This window comes from Nostoc sp. CALU 546 (genome assembly GCF_048836525.1).
Genome location: NZ_JAWJTF010000029.1, coordinates 62106 through 81050, shown reverse-complemented (window position 1 = coordinate 81050; position 18945 = coordinate 62106). Strand labels below are relative to the sequence as shown.

The following is an 18945-nucleotide window of genomic DNA, read 5'->3' as shown; positions in this document are numbered from 1 at the left end:
GAACTATAAAAGTCTTATCAAGCTAGGTTTTTAGGACTTGTGTGTACACCGTAGCTTTATAAGGGGAGGGCTAGGGTGGGGTAAAAAAATTTTATACATCAATCATGACTTTTCAAACATCCTCTTAGCGCGAAGCCCTGGAAGTGACTGATCTTTGCAAATTAGCTAGAGCGCGATTGTAATCCAAAATAGCTGTGATTCGATTACCTTCTGCTCTTGTCAGGTCATTTTCAGCTGCAATTACCTCAGTTTGAGTACCCACCCCGGCTTGGAACCTGAGTCTTGCTAAATTCAAAGCTTCCTTGGCTTGATTTAAAGCCACACTAGAAGTTTGCACATTCTCTAAATTGGCTTGCAATTGAGAGTAAAACTGTTCGACATCAAAGCGGATTATATCGCGCTGGCTACCAAATTGACTCTCTGCGATCGCAATATTAGCTTTCGACTGAGCCGCCCTTGCTCTTGCTGCTCCCCCATCATACAAATTTAAATTTCCTTGAATTCCCACTGAATAGCCATCAGTAACGCTGACGCCATCATCAAACCGATCTGTCAAGTTGTAGTTACCTGTCAAACTAAGTTGCGGCCCCAACTGTGAAAGTGCTTGTCGTCGCTGTTGCTCACCAATGTTACGTTGTGCTAATTGCTGTTGCAGTTCTGGACGATTTTGAAAGGCTCTGACAATAGTTTCTTCAAGTGTTGGCTGCCAAAGACCCGCTAATTGTACTGGATCTGCCGCCGCGATATTAACTGATTGTGCCAAACTTAACCGAGTTGCTAACTGACGACGAGCAACTTGCTGGTCTGAGATAGCATTAGTCAGTAGTTGTTGGGCGTTTGCTAAATTCACCTGAGCTTGCAGCACATCGAACCGCGTACCTACTCCAGCCTGTTCTCTCGCTTGGGTATCGCGCAAACTAGCCTGGGCATTTTCCACAGCAGACCGATTAATTCGTACTTGTTCATCTGCTTCTTGCAAATCATAATATTCAGTTGTGACATTCAACTCGATTTCCAGAGATGTACTCTCAACATCTAACTCATCTACCCGTAGCTGTTCCTCTGCGGCTCGGATAGCACCTTGTCGGTTCCCAGAAGTATAGAGGTCATAATTCAGTTGTGCTGAACCATTGAAAGAGGTACTGGCTTGAGATGAATTGCTAGTAAAACCATTACCACTGTTAGTTAAACTACTATTGAGTCCAACAGTAGGAAGCAAGGCAGCTTGAGACTCGCGTAGGGATGAGCGACTGCGTTCTAGCTCTAATATGGCTACTTGTAAATCTCGATTGTTGCGTTTTGCTAGTTCTAAAGCTTGTGCCAAACTGATTGGCACAGTTCCCTGAATTTGTACTTCCTCCGGTTTGGTAGGAAATTGGAGAGGATTAGGATTAGGGTTGAGGTTATCGGGAACCTGTACAGGTCTTGAGGAATTTTGCGGTTTTGGGGGAGTTGCTGCACTTGCTAAAGTTGAAAAAAGAATAGCAATCGCTACGGGAATCCAGGTAGAATGCGCGAAGAATAAGCTGAAATTCATAATCTAGATGTAGTCATTAATTAGGCTTTTTTGAGGATAAATCAAAAGTTTTGATCCTGATTGACCTACAGAGATTTAAATCTTAAATTCCCCCTCCAAGGTGTAATCTTAACAAATTAGCCTACAATCAAGCCATCCTGAACTCGAATAATTCTTTTGGTTTGAGCCGCGATATCTGGCTCATGAGTGACGATAACAATTGTGATTCCTTGGTTATTAAGCTCTGTTAGCAAACTCATCACCTCATGGGAAGTTTCAGTATCTAAAGCCCCCGTTGGCTCGTCTGCCAAAACTAATGCAGGTCGGTTAACTAAAGCACGAGCGATCGCTACTCGTTGTTGTTGTCCCCCAGATAGTTGACTAGGACGGTTAGATGTGCGTCCCTCTAGTCCTACTTTTTCCAGGGCTTCTAATGCCCTTTCACGGCGTTTTGGTTTGGGTAGATTAGCATAAACCATTGGCAACATAACATTTTCCAGCGCTGTCGCCCGCGCCAATAGATTAAATTGTTGGAAAACAAAACCTATTCTTTGATTACGAATATAAGCTAATTCATCATCATCAAAAGTCGTCAGGTTTCTCCCTTCAAAAATATAGTCACCAGTAGTGGGACGATCCAAACATCCCAAAATATTCATCAACGTAGATTTTCCCGAACCTGACGCACCCATAATCGAGACATATTCTCCCTCCTCAATAGAGAGTTCAATTCCCTTAAGTATAGGAACACTAACTTCTCCCAAGTAGTAAGTTTTAGTAATAGATTCCATCCAGATCATTGTTGGCATAAATTGAGTAATGAGTAGTGAGTAATGAGTAGTGAGTAATGAGTAATGAGTAATGAGTAATGAGTAATGAGTAATGAGTAATGAGTAATGAAATGAATGGTAAAGTGAGTAGTGAGAGTTCATTTATCCCTCTTCTGTCACTCTCCACGAGGGCATTGCTAGAAGCCTCATGAGGCAAGCAATACAAGCTATACTATTAGAAAAAATTGGTCTTGTATTTGTTATTAGAAAAGAATCGCGCGTAGGCGTAGCCCGTCGTAGACATCGCTTGCTATACAAAAGCTCTAGATTTCAGAAATATTACTCATTACTCATTACTCATTACTCTTAGGCTTAGTCGCTTCTTAAAGCAGTAATTGGATCTAATTTAGATGCGTTCCGTGCTGGAATCACCCCAGCAACTAAGCCAACGCTCAATGAGAGTCCAAACCCAGCAATGATGGACAAGAAAGAAATGACAAAGGGAAATTTGAAAATATTTGCAGCAGTAAAGGCTAATATAATCCCAGTGGCCATACCAATAGTTCCACCAGCAATGGAAATCACGATCGCTTCGGCTAAAAATTGATTCAGGATTGCAGAATTAGTTGCCCCTACGGCTTTGCGAATCCCAATTTCTCGCGTCCGCTCAACTACGGAAACCAGCATAATGTTGGCAATACCGATTCCACCAACCACTAACGAAATTCCTGCGATCGCAACTACCATGACTGTAAATAAACCCACCACATTCGTGAAGGTACTAACAATATCAGCTTGATTGGTCAGCCGAAAATCATCAGCTTGCGGCGGATAAATGTTGTGACGCAACCGTAAGAGATTGGTGACTTGAAATTGAGCGGCTTCTAATTCTTCTTGATTCGCACCTTTGACTAAAATTCCATTTACAGAAACGCCTACCAAGGCATTATTCCCAACTAGTCTCTTCGACATACTAGTTAGAGGAATGAAAATCTGGTCATCTCGATCCATCGGCCCTTGAGAACCTTTAGGTTCCATCACCCCAATCACTTCGTAAGCCTCTCCCTGAATCCGAATTCTCTCGCCGATGACATTGGCATTCTGTCCGAAGAGTGTGTTTTGGACTGTGGGGCCAAGAATAGCTACCTGTGCGGCAGTATCTAATTCTTCCTGAGTGAAATATCTCCCTTGCTGGGGGTTGGTATTTCTGACTTCTGGGTAGTTCAAATCCGTGCCATAAATGGTTGTTGAAGTATTCTGTCCTGCATATACAACTTGGGCAGTCCGTTGGAGATAAGCAGAAACCATCTGTGCTGATGGCGCTTGTGTAGCGATCGCCTGTGCATCTTCCCAAGTCAAGGTGCTGCTAGAACCGACTCCTTGACGGACATTCCCGCTTCTTGCAGCACCCGCTAAGATTTGGATCACATCTGTACCCAATGCTTGTATCTGTTGTTCAACCCCTTTTTGCACTCCCTGACCAACAGAAGTAATCGCAATGACTGATGAAATTCCAATAATCACGCCCAACATCGTTAAACCTGTGCGTAATTTGTTACTCCACAAAGTCTCTGCCGCCATTGTTAAAATTTCTAACAATGGTACTGTGCGAGTATTCTTAGCTTTCTTAAAGCCCTTAAATATTTTAAACATAAGCTTTTATTTACAACTAACTTTAAGGTGAACCACCGCCACCACCTCCTCTTCCGCCGCCACCGCCTCCTCTTCCACCACCACCGCCACCACCGCCTCCGCCTAGGCCAGGAAAAACTCCTCCTCGTGGTGTTGATTGTGGACGTGATCCTGGTGGGAAACTGAGTAATACTCTTTCGTTTCCTGTCAATCCAGACTTAACTTCGGTAAAGTTATTGGCAGTAACCCCAGTCTCGATGCGAGTGAATACAGGTTTGTTATCGGCTCCCGCCACAAACACACCTGTGGCATTTTGTTGGCGCACCACTGAGGCTGTTGGCACTACTAAAGCATTTTCAACTTGACCGACTTGAAAATCTACTTCCACATTCATCCCAGACCGGAGTAGCCTTTCCGGGTCTGAAAGTGATACTCTCACTTCAAAACTGGTGACGTTTTGCGCGACTATCGCTTGGGCGGCAATTTGGCTGACTTTACCTTCAAAGGTTTTTCCTGGGTAGGCATCTGCTTGAATCGAGACTTTTTGACCAAGGCTGATTTTAGAAATATTTGTTTCCGCTAAACTGGCGACAATCTCATTTGTTGAAGCGAGAGACAAGATTGAAGAAGAAGAAGAAGAAGCTACTTCACTACTAGCAGTTGTGGGTGTCACGAAGGCGCCAGGATCAGCAAACTTCTTTGTCACCACACCATCAAAAGGGGCGCGAATAATCGTGTCATTAATTTGAGCTTGGATGTTTTGCAGCGAACCACGAGCTGATGTTACCTGAGCGCGGGCTGCGTCAATATCTTCTTGGCGCGTTCCGGCTTTCACAAGTGCCAAAGCTTGCTGTCTCTGCTTCACCACAGCTCGGGCTTGCTCGATGTCTTCTGGACGTGACCCGGCTTTTTGCAACCCCAGTGCTTGCTGTGCTTCATTAACTTGAGCTTGGGCGCTGTCACGAGTGGCACGGATTTGGTTAAGAGCCTGAAGGGAAATACCGCCTGCATTGTAAAGTTGCTGATTACGAACCAAATCATCTTCTGCTTGGCGAAGGGCGGCTTGAGCGCTTTGCAAACGTGCCTGTGCTTGGGCAATATCTTGAGAGCGATTACCAGCTTGTACCTTTTGAAGATTTGCCTGGGCTTCGTCTAATACTCCTTGGGCTTGAGCAATATCTTGAGGGCGATTACCTGCGATCGCTTTTTGCAAATTAGCCTCGGCTTGTGCCAACTGTCCTTGAGCAGAGGTGAGTTGTCCCCGGAGGTTGGAATCATCCATGTAAGCGACAATCTGTCCTTGTTTGACGAGATCCCCTTCTTTCGCCAGCAGTGTTTTCAAGATACCAGAATTTTTCGGGCTGAGGTTAATTGACCGCTCAGGCTTCACCGTTCCGTTCGCTGAAACTGTCATTGTTAAATTTTGCCTTTGTACAGGTCTTGTCAGCACCCGACGGCTGGCTTCTTGGCGGGAAACAACGGCTACTTGGTAATAAATTGCATAGCCAATTCCCCCCAAAAGGCAAAGAGCAATTAGCCAAGAGAGCCAATTACGTCTGCCCTTTTTTTTCTTTACCTCTGGAACCAAAACTGGTGATGAGGAATCTACGGTGTTTGATGTATCAATTTTCATATCCACTTTTTCTATAAAGAACGGCTACCGAGCTTGTTATTCACGGCTAAAACTATAGCCTGGTAGCCCTATACTGACAATGATTTTGAGTTTTTAGTGTTTTAAAGGTTTATTTGCAGTACCAATCCACTAGGAAGTCTGAAGAAATTATCACGGACTCTCACTAATCTTCTAGATGGAACAACTTCCTGACTAGGAAGAAGAATATCTCCGTTGGGAAGTCTGTAATAACCTTGATTACGCAGTCTGACTATGGATCTAGCAGGAATAATTTGCCCATTGGGATATCTGATATCACCATTACCAAGTCTGACTACTCTGCTATAGGGTTGGTTGTTACGGTTCCAATTGTCCCTGTCTCTAGAGTTTCTGATTTCTCCAGGATAGGGTCTGCCGTTACGGTTCCAATTGTCCCTGTCTCTAGAGTTTCTGACTTCTACAGGATAAGGTCTGCCGTTACGGTTCCAATTACCCCTGTCTCTAGAGTTTCTGACTTCTCTAGAGTTTCTTCTGCCGTCGCGATCCCAATTTTGATTGCGATCGCTAACAACATAGACTTTCGTCTGGGCATTTGCAGGCGCAGTCAACAGAGTGGGAGCAATGATCAAAGCAGCAGTAGCTAAAACTATCGATACACGGTTTGGTTTCAACATGGAATTAACTCCTAATTGGCATTAAACTTCTATTCTGCTGAGGTTTGAATTCAGCAATCTTAGACAGTTGCTTTTGTTTGAACATCAAAGTGTTTAATATTTACCTCATCGTATAAATTCATACATTACAATTATCGATCAAAAAGTCCAAACCTATGTATGACGAAAGTCACTAGTAATTCCAGGCTGAGGTATGACGAAAGTCATCAGTTTTTTTAATGGGGATTGGGGATTGGGGACTGGGGATTGGGGATTGGGGATTGGGTATAAATTGTTTTTATTATGGGGATGTCAAGAACTAATAACTTCAGGAAGCAGGAGGAACCCATGCTTTTAAGCCAACTAAAGTTTGTGTTGATACTTCTGCCTCCTACATCCTGCCTTTGTTTGTAAGATTTTGCTGCCGTCAACAGCGGAGATCGTTTAAGCTAGCTGAAAGATTCTTTGATTAGTGGCTTAAAGGCGGTAATGTGCCTAAACATGTTCGTTTGATTTCTTTTCTAATGGTTTGTAGTTTGTGGAGTATGCCAAAAGCCGCTAACGCGCAGGCATTAATACCCCATACACTGCAATTAGATCCGACAAAGTTAGAGAAGCAGGGGTTGAGCTTGGCGCAAGAGGCGGCTCAACTAGCTCAGTTTCAACAGGTTGAATTAGCTTTGCCACGAGCGCGGCTGGCTAGTCAGCTGGCTCCTGGGAATGATAAAGTGTGGTTGCTTTTAGGTGGATTGCAACTGCAAACTAAAGAGTTTGACGCAGCGATCGCTAGCCTAAAAAAAGCCCAATCTATCAACCCTAAAAATGGTGATATTTTGTTTGCTTTAGGTTCAGCTAATTTTCAGCAGAAAAATTACCAAGCAGCTCTTGTCAATTACCAAGAGGGTTTGAAGTTAAAACCCAATGATCCAGAGGGGTTGTTTAATTTGGGTAATGCTTACTTTATGCTGGGTCGATTGCCTGATGCGATCGCACAGTACAATACAGCAGTCTCTAAAGATAAAAAATTCTGGCCAGCGCTTAACAATATTGGCTTAATCAACTACGAACAGGGTGATATCCCCGGAGCGATTAAGCAATGGCAATCTGCTGTCACCATTGACAAACAAGCCGCAGAACCTTTATTAGCCTTGGCAGTGGCACTCTATACTAAAGGTGATAGCCAACAAGGACTAACCTTGGGAGAAACTGCACTCCGGATCGATTCGCGCTATGCTAATTTGGATTTCCTCAAAGAAAATCTCTGGGGCGATCGCTTACTGTCTGATACGAAAAAATTCCTAGAATTACCCCGTATTCAAGCAGCCCTACAGCAACCAGCATCATCATCAACCCCTGGGCAACAGCCTACTCAATAGGAGTGGGGCGTGGGGAGTGGGGAGTGGGGAGCAGGGGAGCAGGGGAGCAGGGGGCAAAGAGGTAATTTTTTATTCTCCCCATTTCTCATTCCCCATTTCCCATTCCCCATTTGCCACTTGCCTAAAAGTATCTTTTCGTAGTACATATATACTAACTAAATACGGGAAATAGTTGCCCAAAAATATTGGCGGGCAAGTATTCCTGAAATTAAGTCGTTAATTCCCAGTGTTAGTCTGTCGGTAGAAGTGCGATGATTTGGTCAACAAACTGTTGATGGTCAACAACTGGCTTAGAAATGTAGCCGTCAGCACCGCTTTGCTTGAGAAAGTTTTCGCGATCGCCTTCCATAGCATGTGCCGTAACCAAAATTACAGGCAAGTTTGCTGTTTTCGGATCAGATTTCAACATTTGTGTAATTTTGATTCCATCAACAGACTTGCCTTGGTAAACACTTCTGGACAGAGAAACATCCATCAAAATCAGGTCGGCTTCTCCTGATTGGGCAATTTTTATAACTTCTTCGACATTTTCAGTGTGTTTTACACCCAAGCCGCCACGCTTGGACAAAATTTTGGAAAAAACACGAGCATTAATTAGATCGTCTTCGACAATTAAAACAGTTTTCATGAGAATTTTAGTTATAGAGGTGAGGAGATTCAAGAATTCCAGAATTCAAAATTAAGAAATGCAATCATTGTAAGTATCATGGCTACTAAGTTTATGTAGATTATACTCGTGTGCATCCTTTTTAACTGGTCGCGGTGATAGTAAGTATTCGAGCGTCGGAGTACCCTGCTATACCTATATGTTAGGGGCAGCAGGAACGCCGCTCCGAGACTGGGTACTGAGGACTAAGAAAACATTCCAAAATCTAGGAGAGGTCAGAGCAAATTCCATAATTTTTCTGCTGATTACCCAATCCCTAATCCCCAGTCCCCAGTCCCCAGTCCCCAATCCCTCATCGCTTTTACATCCTCGTCATCAAGGATGATACTACTGCCTTTTCTTCTGCGACTATCAAAATTTTGTTATGAATCCTATTTGATCCGTTATGCTGTGGTTGCCGCAGTGTTGAGTTCCATCGGCTTTTGTGTAATTAAATTTCAGGGAAAAAACTCATGGCAAAACAGTTAAACCTTCTCTCAACGGGACAGGTAATTCCAACAGCCCTGCACACCGAGATGCAACGGTCTTATCTAGAATATGCCATGAGCGTGATTGTCGGGCGAGCGCTACCAGACGTGCGTGATGGCTTAAAACCAGTGCATCGCCGCATTTTGTATGCAATGCATGAACTTGGTTTAGTACCAGATAGACCCTATCGAAAATGTGCCCGTGTAGTGGGTGATGTGTTGGGTAAATACCATCCCCACGGCGACCAATCAGTTTACGATGCCTTAGTAAGGCTGGTGCAGGATTTTTCTAGCCGCTATCCTTTACTGGCAGGACACGGGAACTTTGGTAGTGTCGATAATGACCCGCCAGCGGCGATGCGCTACACAGAAACGCGCCTCGCACCGATCAGTCATGAGGGAATGCTGACAGAAATTGGTGAAGAAACTGTGGAATTTGTCGGGAACTTTGATAATTCCCAGCAAGAACCAACGGTGTTACCTGCTCAGTTGCCGTTTCTGTTGCTCAATGGCTGTTCTGGTATTGCCGTAGGAATGGCAACGAATGTACCACCCCATAATTTGGGGGAAGTTGTCGATGGGTTAATTGCCTTAATCGACAATCCAGAATTGCCAGATGAAAAATTATTCGAGTTAATTCCAGGGCCAGATTTTCCCACTGGTGGAGAAATAATTGGTGAGACGGGAATTCGGGAAGCATACACCACAGGTAAAGGTGGAATTTTGCTACGGGGAGTCGCGACTCTAGAGGAAATTCCAGCCAGTCGGGGAAGCAAGCGCCGGACGGCAATTATCATTACAGAATTGCCTTATCAAGTGAATAAGGCTGCCTGGATTGAGAAGGTAGCGGACTTAGTAAATCAAGGACGTTTGCAAGGAATTTCTGATCTTCGGGATGAGAGCGATCGCGAAGGGATGCGGGTGGTAATTGAACTCAAACGCGACACCAATCCCCAAGAAGTTCTCCAGCATTTGTATCACCAAACTGCTTTACAAATGACTTTTGGGGCTATTCTCCTCGCAATAGTAGATGGACAACCCCGCCAATTAAGTTTGCGTCAACTGTTGCAGGAGTTTTTGAGTTTCCGAGAAGAGACGCTGAACCGTCGCTACAATTACGAGTTGGGTAAAGCTCAAAGTCGTGTGCATTTGGTGGAAGGTTTGCTGAAAGCGCTGTCTAATTTGGATGAGGTAATTCAAATTTTGCGCCAAGCTCCCGATGGCAGTACGGCAAAAATTAATCTTTGTAGCCAACTGGATTTGAGTGAGGTACAAGGAGATGCAATTTTAGCGATGCCGTTGCGCCGCCTCACCAGTTTAGAACAGCAAAATTTGCAGCAGGAATTTGAGCAGATCAGTGAACAAATTAGCTTGTTGGAGCAATTGCTGAACGATCGCCGCGAATTACTCAAGGCGCTGAAAAAAGATTTGCGATCGCTCAAGCGCAAATATAACGATCCCCGGCGAACGAAAATTGGAGAGGAGCAAAAGTCTAGGGCAGATGAGCAGAAGGGCAGAGGAGCAGAGGGGCAGAGGAGCAGAGGGGCAGAGGAGGAGGAATTTAAATCTTCTGAACCAGTAGAGGAAGCGATTTTAGAATTTACCCAACGGGGTTATGTCCGCCGCACTCAGCCATCTGGGAGAAAGTCAAAAGCTGAAAATGGTCTGCACGATAATGACTTCATTATCCAAACTGTGTTGACCGACACGGGGAAAGACTTGCTGATACTAACTGGTAGCGGCAAAGTCTATCCGGTAAATGTGGGAGAAATTCCCCCTACTACTGGACGTTCTCCACGGGGAAAACCTTTGATTACTATGCTCAGTAGTACTGCTCAAAGCGCTCAAGAAGATGTGGTCAGCCGCTTTTTGCTGCCGGAAAATCTTGAAACTAGGCAGATGATTCTCCTCACAAAACAGGGAAGAATTAAACGTCTGTCTCTGGGAGAATTTACTAACTTAACTCGGCGCGGAATCACGATTTTGAAGCTCAAAGACGATGATGAATTGTCATTTACCCAGTTCACCGCTCCAGGGGCGCATCTAATTTTAGCTAGTTCCGGTGGGCGAATGTTGCGCTTTGCAGCCAATGATGAACAATTACCAGTCATGGGTCGCACAGCGATGGGTTTACAAGCATTTCGGTTATTGAAAAATCAGCAAATGGTTGGCTGTGTCACTGTCGGTAAAGATGACCAACTGTTGCTAGTTACTCAAGAAGGATATGCCAAACGGATGGCTGCGAGTCAGTTGAGAGCGGCTAATCGCGGCGATTTAGGTACGCAAGCGTTGAAATTTGCTAGCAAAACTGACAACTTAGCTGGTATGGTCATAGCGATCGCATCTGGCGAGGTAGCCTTAGTGACGAATAAGGAACGGGTAGTGCGAATCCCTGTAGAAACAGTGCCGCTCTTAGGTAGAGATGTCAAAGGTGAAAGTATCCTCCAACTCAACCGTGATGAAAAAATTATCACTGTGGCTGAAGTGCGATCGTAAATTAGGCTGATCTTCAACTTGCGACAAGCCAACTTGCAGGATTTAGAGGCGCTGATCCAACTGCGTCTCGAACTCCTGCGGGAGGCTGGCGATATTAAAGGTGATGGTAAACGCGTCTACGAGAAGCTTAGTTTTGTATCGGCTTCAAAAGAAATGGAAATTCTCTAGTACTGACTTAAGCTATCAATAATTTCTTATCTTAAAATAACAAACTCTATTGAAAATCAAGCAATTTAAATAAAGTATTTGATAATAGTATCAATAAGATATACCGTTTATAACGGTAAAATTCTAGATAACACTTCTTTTACCTCAGTAAATCTTACTGAAGACAGATGCTTTTATTTGTATAAATAGCTATTCCTATTTATGTCACGGTATGGAAACAAAAGTATAAAAAATGTTGCTTTTCTCAAAATATTTGTTATATTAGTTTACATAAGGCAATAAACCTTAAAAATTAAATTTGGAGTTCAGACCATGACAAATGCAAGCACTACAAAAGTAACTACTCCTGTAATTGAAGATCGCAACGCTTGGCGTTGGGGCTTTACCCCACAAGCAGAAATTTGGAACGGTCGTTTGGCAATGATTGGTTTTTCAGCAGCTATTTTGGTTGAAGTCTTTTCTGGTCAAGGTTTCCTACACTTTTGGGGCATCCTGTAAGTTTTAATATCTAAGATGACCTATAAATAAAAAAACCTGGAGTGCCAATTCACTACCAGGTTTTTTATTTTTTTGTTATTAGTCAGTTGTCATTTGTCCTTCGTTTATTTACTAATGACCAATGACTAATGACCAATGACAATAACTACCGAATATATTCTTTGAGAACGCTGTTGCGGTTTGGATGGCGTAACTTGCGGAGTGCTTTTGCCTCGATTTGACGAATCCGTTCGCGGGTAACGTTGAAAATCTGTCCGATTTCCTCAAGGGTCTTCATCCGACCATCATCCAAGCCGTAACGCAGTCTGAGAACATCGCGTTCACGTGGGCTGAGACTGTCGAGGACTTTTTCAAGGTCTTCGCGCAGAAGATTTTTGGAAACTTGGTCTTCTGGTGTCTCACCATCGGATTCAATAAAATCGCCCAATCGAGAATCTTCTTCTTTACCAATAGGCGTTTCTAATGAAATTGGTAACTGGGCAGATTTAGCAATGAAGCGCAACTTCTCAATGGTCATTTCCATGCGAGTCGCGATTTCTTCTTCAGTAGGTTTGCGACCCATCTCTTGAGATAGTAACTTGGTAGTTTTCTTAATCCGAGAGATGGTTTCGTAAAGGTGAACTGGAAGACGAATTGTGCGAGATTGATCTGCGATCGCACGGGTAATTGCTTGACGAATCCACCATGTAGCGTATGTAGAAAATTTATAACCTTTTTCGTGGTCAAACTTTTCAGCGGCACGAATCAAACCGAGACTGCCTTCCTGAATTAAGTCCTGGAACGACAAACCACGATTCATGTACTTCTTAGCAATTGAAACTACAAGACGGAGGTTAGATTGCACCATCTTGTCTTTCGCCCGACGACCAACATGGAGGCGATAACGAAAGGCTGGTAGTGGCAGTTGTACTGCTTCTGCCCATTCACTATCTCGAGGATCGCGATCTAATTGCTCACAGAGTCTTTCGCGGACTCTCTCTAATTCCAGCAAATCGGCTATTTTCCGCGCCAATTCAATTTCTTCGTCTGCCCGCAACAGACGAATTCTACCAATTTCTTGCAAGTAAAGCCGAATTGAATCTTCGGTATAGTGCTTTTTCTTGCTTTGTGTCCGACGACGCGATTTAGCGGCTTTTCCAGACTTTGCGTCGTCCTCATCAGACTGAGGCTCTAAAAATTCCTCGTCACCTTCATCGATGATCAGCAAGTCCTCTTCATCGTCTATTAAGAGTTCTTCTAACTCGAGCTCAGGCTGATTTATTATTTCTAGGTCAGGCTGATATATGCTTTCGAGTACGTTGTTAGCCTGGTTCATGCCGCGTTCCTCATGCTCCTTGCAGAATCAATTACTCAAGATGTGTTTACTGCTCTTTATAAACGAGCTAGTTATCAATCGAAAATACGCTTTTTGGCAAATTTGCCAGAGATATTTTCGGACATTTTACACCTCCGTTAGGAGGGGTTTTTACTTTAGTTTAAGCAACTACTAAAGGTGATTTGCTCACTTTAGTAAATGTTATATGTGTTGCTATCACATACTGCTTTTAACTAACTGGTCAAAAAAAAGACTCGCCCTTATCAAAAAATTTGCCACTCTATACAAATGAGTTCAGACTGTTGGCATATTTTCCTATAAAGACTCTTCCGATTGTAGCCTGTTTCACAGAAATTGCACTCTTTTTGTGTATTAATCATGAATTCATTAAGCAACTGTTAGCCACGTTCACCAAAAAGACATTAAAAACGGGATTTATACCCTGAAATTTTTTCTCCACTTTTCGGAATTACAGTGACGTTCTTATTACATTACGAAGTAAGTACGCTTGCTTTTGCCGAATTTCATGTATTTTACACAACATTAATTACTGAGGAAGAGTGCATTTTATGTTAACTCAGACTATTCGTCTTAACCTACCCATTTTTACATTTCCTTCATAAATTACGCATTCCTTAGACTAAAGAGGGTCTTGTCGTTGGGTAAATACAACAAGTGTGGTGGTGCTTGCCTTAAACCAGTTAACCTTCTACTTACTCATTACCTTAACTGAGGAGTTGAGGTAGTGGCAAAATCGACCGATAGGAGATCAATTTAGGTTTAACTAATTCGGTCTTATTCACACGTTAGCGCACTGTGGCGATTTCAGCCCTATGAAACTTGACAAACTCTTCTTATTGTATACAAGGATATTTTAATCAATTCAAAAACAATTTGTCCTGTGAATTAGCCAATATAGTCCTAATCTTAGGCAAAAGTACATTAGATACATACGATACAATAGCGATCGCCACAGCACCACATGAAGATATTAACAAGTTTTCAGCTTTATGGTGTGTGCTTCCACTAGCCATCAACTCGAACACAGAGAACCCAGAAGATTGCCTGATAATTTAGTTACAAAGTTGTTTTGCGTAACTTAATTGTAAATTTAAATACTTTTATTTCAGTGATTTTCTGTCATCTTATGATGATAAATCCTCAAAATACTTATTAATTGCTGTTTGATAGATGATATTCAGTTATTTTCTTATGAGGATAACAAATGTGTTTCTAGCTGGTGGGCGAAATTAATCGGCGAGTCAGAGCAAAGAGTATTATCTTGGCTAAGTTTCCAATAAAATTGGTAGTTTTGCTCACACTCGAACAGTCATTGTTTATAAAGTATTGACAAGAAGCAACTTATATGTTTTTTGATTAGCTAATAAATTTAGAATTTTTGTTATTATTTAGTGCTGACTTACCACTTGTGTGACAAGTCAACCTAAATTTTTAATTGATTATTAGCGTCTAGTTGAAAATCAGGATGGCTTTCAAACCTACTCCTAACGAAAACTGGAAACTATGAGCAATGTTTGAATTACTATGGTGTAGCGGTAGTGTTTAGACTTGCAGCAAAATTAGGTGGCAGAAGTACCTGATCAACTACATGAACAATGCCGTTGCTAGCTGGGATATCTGGCTGAGTCACTTTAGCGTTATTGACTGTAATTGAGTTGCTAGCACGATCAACCGTTACTTTCACGGTATTACCCTCAACTGTTTTAACTTCTCCAGATGTCAATTGCTGAGAGGTAGTTCCCCCAGGGACGACATGGTAGGCCAGAAGCCTGACTAATTGTTGTTTGTTTGCTGGCTGCAAGAGTTGGTCTAGAGTAGCTTTCGGTAAAGCAGAGAAAGCGGCGTCAGTCGGTGCAAATACTGTGTAAGGGCCTGGTGTAGACAATTGTTCAGTTAAACCAGCAGCTTGCACTGCTTGGATGAGAGTTTTAAACTGTCCTTGACTAGCTGCGGATGTTGCCAGTTCTGCTAAATTTCGGTTGGTAGTGGTGGTAGTAGGAGTTGGCGTAACGGGAGGAACAGTTGTTATGGGGGTTTCGGCAACGGGAGGGACGGTTGCAGTGGGAGTTTCTGTGACAGGTTGAGCGCAGGCAGACAGAGCAACCAAGCTGCCTATGCCAATAATATTGAACAATGCTTTTTCTACTATGCCTTTGCTCATTTTCATAGCTTTGTGTAGAATCCTGTTAAATAGGGGATCATTAACAATAGTTAATGAATTTATTGATATAGTCACTCCTCTAACGACATAGTTTGTAGTATTAAAAATTATTAATCTAAAAGATTTATATATTTCATGGTTTGTCATCAGCCAAAAGAGGTAGTCTTTATAGTATTTTGGATATAAAATTTTTAGTAAAGATTTGTTCTGGGAATGTCAATCAAGACTTCAAAGCTAAAGATCCCCGATTTCTCAAAGAAATCGGGGATCTTGTTTTTTAGGAATGATTTAGGACTGCTGATATTAGATATCTAGATCGGTGAAGTTGAGTTTAGAACCATAGGTTTCGATAAATTCTCGTCTGGGTGCGACCCGATCGCCCATTAAAATTGTGAAGATGCGATCAGCTTCAGCGGCATCCTCAATTTCGACTTGCTTCATTTTACGAGTTTCTGGGTTCATGGTGGTATCCCAGAGTTGTTGTGGCATCATTTCACCCAAACCTTTGAAGCGTTGGATGGTGTAGTTGGCGTTAGCCGGGAATTTGGCGATCGCTTGATTTTTTTCGCGATCGCTATAGCAATACTCATGATTACGTCCCCGTTCTACCTTAAACAGTGGGGGACAAGCAATATAAATAAAGCCTTGTTCGATAAGCGCCCGTTGATATCGATAGAAGAATGTTAACAACAAAGTCCGAATGTGCGCTCCATCTACGTCAGCATCCGTCATAATGACTATGCGGTGATAACGTAGTTGAGTGGAATCGAATTCATCACCTTTAACACCTAAACCAAGTGCTGTAATTAACGATTGAACTTCGTTATTTTTATAGATTTTAGCGTCGTCGGTTTTTTCAATGTTGAGAATTTTACCACGTAGAGGCAAGATTGCTTGAGTGCGGCGATCGCGTCCTTGTTTTGCACTCCCACCTGCTGAGTCCCCTTCCACGATGAATATCTCAGATTCGCTGGGGTCGCGAGAACTACAATCGGCTAATTTACCAGGTAATGGCGAAGATTCTAGTACCGATTTGCGGCGAACTAATTCCCGTGCATGACGCGCTGCTTCTGCGGCTTTGAAAGCTTGGATAGCTTTATCTAAAATTGAGTCGGCTATAGCAGGATGAAACTCTAGATACTCAGTGAGGACTTCTCCCACTAAAGAATCGACAATTCCCCGTACTTCGGTATTACCAAGTTTAGTTTTGGTTTGTCCTTCAAATTCTGGGTCGGGGACTTTAACGGAAATTACGGCTGTCAGACCTTCGCGGACGTGTTCGCCACTGAGGTTTGGTTCATTATCTTTAATTTTATTCCGCTTGCGAGCGATCGCATTTAATGTCCGAGTCAGAACCGCCTTCAAGCCTTCTAAGTGCGTACCACCATCAACGGTGCGAATATTGTTAGCAAAACCTAGCACATTATCTGTGTAAGCATCAGTACACCATTGTAGTGAAACTTCCACTTGTACATTGTTCCGTTCCCCCTGCACATAGATAATTTCTTCATGTAGAGGCTGCTTCTCACGGTTCATGTAAGCGATATATTCTTTAATACCACCCTTGTAATTGTAGGATTCTACTTTCGGTGTATCGCTTTTTAGTAATTCTAAACGGTGGTCAGTAAAGGTAATTTTGACACCTGCATTCAGATACGCCAATTCCCGTAAGCGACCTGATAAAGTGATGTAATCAAACTCAATGCTAGTAGTAAAGATTTGGATATCTGGTTTAAAGGTAACAGAAGTTCCAGTTCTAGCTTCTTTGTAAGCTTTGGTTTGCAGTTCACTAACTGGGATACCGCGTTCATAGCGCTGAAGATGAACTTTTTTATCTCGCCAAACGGTAACTTCTACAACTTCAGATAAGGCATTAACAACAGAAATACCAACCCCGTGTAATCCTCCAGAAACTTTATAGCCACCGCCGCCAAACTTACCACCTGCGTGCAGTACCGTCATCACGGTTTCCAAAGCCGATTTCCCAGTGCGCGAGTGAGTATCGACGGGAATACCGCGACCATCATCTGTTACAGTCACAGAACCATCAGCGTTGATATCCACCTCTATATGAGTGCAATGACCCGCCAAAGCCTCATCGATTGAATTGTCCACCACCTCGTAAACTAAATGGTGGAGTCCTCGCGGCCCAGTGGTACCGATGTACATTCCTGGTCTTTTGCGGACGGCTTCCAGACCTTCCAGAACTTGAATCTGATCGGCACTGTAACTGCTCGTCATGTAAACTCTCCTGATGCGTGGGGTTGAACTCGCCAAAAGGCGAATAAAAGTAAAAACACTCCAAAATTGTAACACAAAAGCCTTGCTGGCGTCTGTAGGGCATTTTCAAGAGAAGTTTATACTGGGGTTGCACTACCGTGGAAGAGGGGTAAGGGAGCAGAGGGGCACGGGAGCAGGGGGAGATGAGGAAGCAGGGGAGGATTATTGAACAATTTTATTCCTTATGCCCAATGCCCAATGCCCAATGCCCCATAACAAATGACTAATGACTAATGACAAATGACTAAATTAATTGTGATTTGTGGGGCGACGGCAACAGGTAAGTCTGGTTTGGCTTTGGCTTTGGCGATGCGGTTGGGTTCTGTGATTCTCAGTGCGGATTCTCGTCAAGTTTATCGTGAGTTTGATATTGGGACGGCGAAACCAACTGTGGCTGAACAAAAATTGGTGCAGCACTATTTAATAGATATCTGCGCTCCAACAGACATGATGACAGTAGCAGACTATCAGGAACAAACACAAGCCTTAATTGCTTCTGTTGATGTTACACCACTTTTGTTAGTTGGTGGCACTGGTTTATATATCCGTTCCATTGTCCAAGGAATGAAAATTCCGAGAGTTGCACCACAAACAGAATTGCGATCGCAGCTGGAATCTCTCGGTCAACCACAACTCTACGCAATGTTACAACAAGTTGATCCAGTTGCCGCACAAAAAATTCATGGCAATGATTCAGTACGTACCTTACGAGCATTAGAGGTATTTTATGTAACCGGATATCCAATTTCAGAACAGCAAGGGGAGAATCCACCAAATTATCCGATTTTGCAAATTGGTTTAGATTGCGATGTTGAAAAGTTGGGTGTTCGTATTCAACAGCGTACTGAGCAAATGATCGCAAATGGTTTAGTTACTGAAGTGGAGTATCTTTGTCAAAAATATGGCGCTGATTTGTCTTTATTGAATACTTTGGGGTATCAAGAAATTAAGCAATATTTGTCTGGCAATATTTCTTTGAATGAAGCGAAAGAATTAACAATTTTGCATACAAGGCAATTTGCCAAGCGACAACGTACTTGGTTCCGGGCATATCCAAAAATTGAATGGTTTGATGTCGATGCTCCTGATTTATTAGAGAAGGTTTGGCATCGTATAAATGAGTTTGTAAATTGCACAAGTTTGTGAGATTTTTTGAAGGAGGCAGGGGGCAGGGGGCAGGAGGCAGGAGGCAGGAGGCAGGGGGCAGGAGGCAGGAGGCAGGAGGCAGGAGGCAGGAGGTTTTTTCACTTATAGGATTCAAACCCCTCCTGAAAAAGAGCCACAAAACTAGAATTTTTGTGTTACAGGTAGCG

The 18945-nt window shown here is 43.0% G+C and carries 15 protein-coding genes and 1 pseudogene; 7 read left to right on the top strand and 9 right to left on the bottom strand.

What is annotated here, in order from left to right; translation table 11 throughout:
* Window positions 1–124 precede the first annotated feature (124 nt).
* The 5 genes from RRG12_RS16690 to RRG12_RS16670 form a co-directional block, all read right to left on the bottom strand.
* Window positions 125–1537 (bottom strand): TolC family protein, encoded by a 1413-nt coding sequence (locus RRG12_RS16690; RefSeq protein WP_420760064.1) that lies wholly within the window; start codon window positions 1535–1537, stop codon window positions 125–127.
* 116 nt (window positions 1538–1653) lie between these two features.
* Window positions 1654–2325, bottom strand: a complete 672-nt coding sequence (locus tag RRG12_RS16685; RefSeq protein ID WP_275944576.1) for an ABC transporter ATP-binding protein — start codon at window positions 2323–2325, stop codon at window positions 1654–1656.
* Between the two features lie 333 nt (window positions 2326–2658).
* On the bottom strand, window positions 2659–3939 hold the full coding sequence (locus RRG12_RS16680) for an ABC transporter permease (protein WP_420760063.1): 1281 nt from the start codon (window positions 3937–3939) through the stop codon (window positions 2659–2661).
* 22 nt (window positions 3940–3961) lie between these two features.
* Window positions 3962–5551, bottom strand: a complete 1590-nt coding sequence (locus tag RRG12_RS16675; RefSeq protein WP_420760062.1) for an efflux RND transporter periplasmic adaptor subunit — start codon at window positions 5549–5551, stop codon at window positions 3962–3964.
* 101 nt (window positions 5552–5652) lie between these two features.
* Window positions 5653–6204: a hypothetical protein gene (locus RRG12_RS16670; protein WP_420760061.1), complete on the bottom strand. Its 552-nt coding sequence runs from the start codon at window positions 6202–6204 to the stop codon at window positions 5653–5655.
* A gap of 470 nt (window positions 6205–6674) precedes the next feature.
* Here RRG12_RS16670 and RRG12_RS16665 point away from each other — a divergent pair, with 470 nt between their 5' ends.
* Window positions 6675–7559, top strand: coding sequence for a tetratricopeptide repeat protein (locus RRG12_RS16665; RefSeq protein WP_420760060.1), 885 nt, complete (start codon window positions 6675–6677; stop codon window positions 7557–7559).
* Between the two features lie 229 nt (window positions 7560–7788).
* Here the strand turns inward: RRG12_RS16665 and RRG12_RS16660 are convergent, their stop codons facing one another.
* Window positions 7789–8187: a response regulator gene (locus RRG12_RS16660; RefSeq protein WP_069073372.1), complete on the bottom strand. Its 399-nt coding sequence runs from the start codon at window positions 8185–8187 to the stop codon at window positions 7789–7791.
* A gap of 491 nt (window positions 8188–8678) precedes the next feature.
* Between RRG12_RS16660 and gyrA the strand changes: the two genes are divergently transcribed.
* The 3 genes from gyrA to RRG12_RS16645 all read left to right on the top strand — a co-directional run bounded on the left by gyrA (window position 8679) and on the right by RRG12_RS16645 (window position 11855).
* The gene (gene gyrA, locus RRG12_RS16655; RefSeq protein ID WP_420760059.1) at window positions 8679–11189 is read left to right on the top strand and encodes a DNA gyrase subunit A; all 2511 of its coding nucleotides are present in this window, start codon (window positions 8679–8681) and stop codon (window positions 11187–11189) included.
* Between the two features lie 18 nt (window positions 11190–11207).
* Window positions 11208–11357, top strand: coding sequence for a hypothetical protein (locus RRG12_RS16650; protein ID WP_420760058.1), 150 nt, complete (start codon window positions 11208–11210; stop codon window positions 11355–11357).
* Window positions 11358–11669: 312 nt separating this feature from the next.
* A complete protein-coding gene (locus RRG12_RS16645) occupies window positions 11670–11855 on the top strand; it encodes a chlorophyll a/b-binding protein (RefSeq protein ID WP_069073374.1) in 186 nt (61 codons plus the stop codon).
* A gap of 145 nt (window positions 11856–12000) precedes the next feature.
* On the opposite strand, the gene rpoD is transcribed toward RRG12_RS16645, so the two are convergent.
* The gene (gene rpoD / locus RRG12_RS16640) at window positions 12001–13170 is read right to left on the bottom strand and encodes an RNA polymerase sigma factor RpoD (protein ID WP_069073375.1); all 1170 of its coding nucleotides are present in this window, start codon (window positions 13168–13170) and stop codon (window positions 12001–12003) included.
* An 894-nt stretch (window positions 13171–14064) separates the two neighbouring features.
* Here rpoD and RRG12_RS16635 point away from each other — a divergent pair.
* Complete coding sequence (locus RRG12_RS16635) at window positions 14065–14247, top strand: hypothetical protein (RefSeq protein WP_420760057.1); 183 nt, start codon at window positions 14065–14067, stop codon at window positions 14245–14247.
* A gap of 466 nt (window positions 14248–14713) precedes the next feature.
* Here RRG12_RS16635 and RRG12_RS16630 read toward each other — a convergent pair whose 3' ends face one another.
* Complete coding sequence (locus RRG12_RS16630) at window positions 14714–15358, bottom strand: fasciclin domain-containing protein (protein WP_420760056.1); 645 nt, start codon at window positions 15356–15358, stop codon at window positions 14714–14716.
* 297 nt (window positions 15359–15655) lie between these two features.
* Window positions 15656–17593, bottom strand: a complete 1938-nt coding sequence (gyrB, locus tag RRG12_RS16625) for a DNA topoisomerase (ATP-hydrolyzing) subunit B (protein WP_420760055.1) — start codon at window positions 17591–17593, stop codon at window positions 15656–15658.
* 279 nt (window positions 17594–17872) lie between these two features.
* Between gyrB and miaA the strand changes: the two genes are divergently transcribed.
* Complete coding sequence (gene miaA, locus RRG12_RS16620) at window positions 17873–18778, top strand: tRNA (adenosine(37)-N6)-dimethylallyltransferase MiaA (protein WP_420760054.1); 906 nt, start codon at window positions 17873–17875, stop codon at window positions 18776–18778.
* Window positions 18763–18945 (top strand): annotated as a pseudogene (locus RRG12_RS16615) (hypothetical protein); the annotation flags it as partial. The gene miaA and the pseudogene RRG12_RS16615, both read left to right, overlap by 16 nt.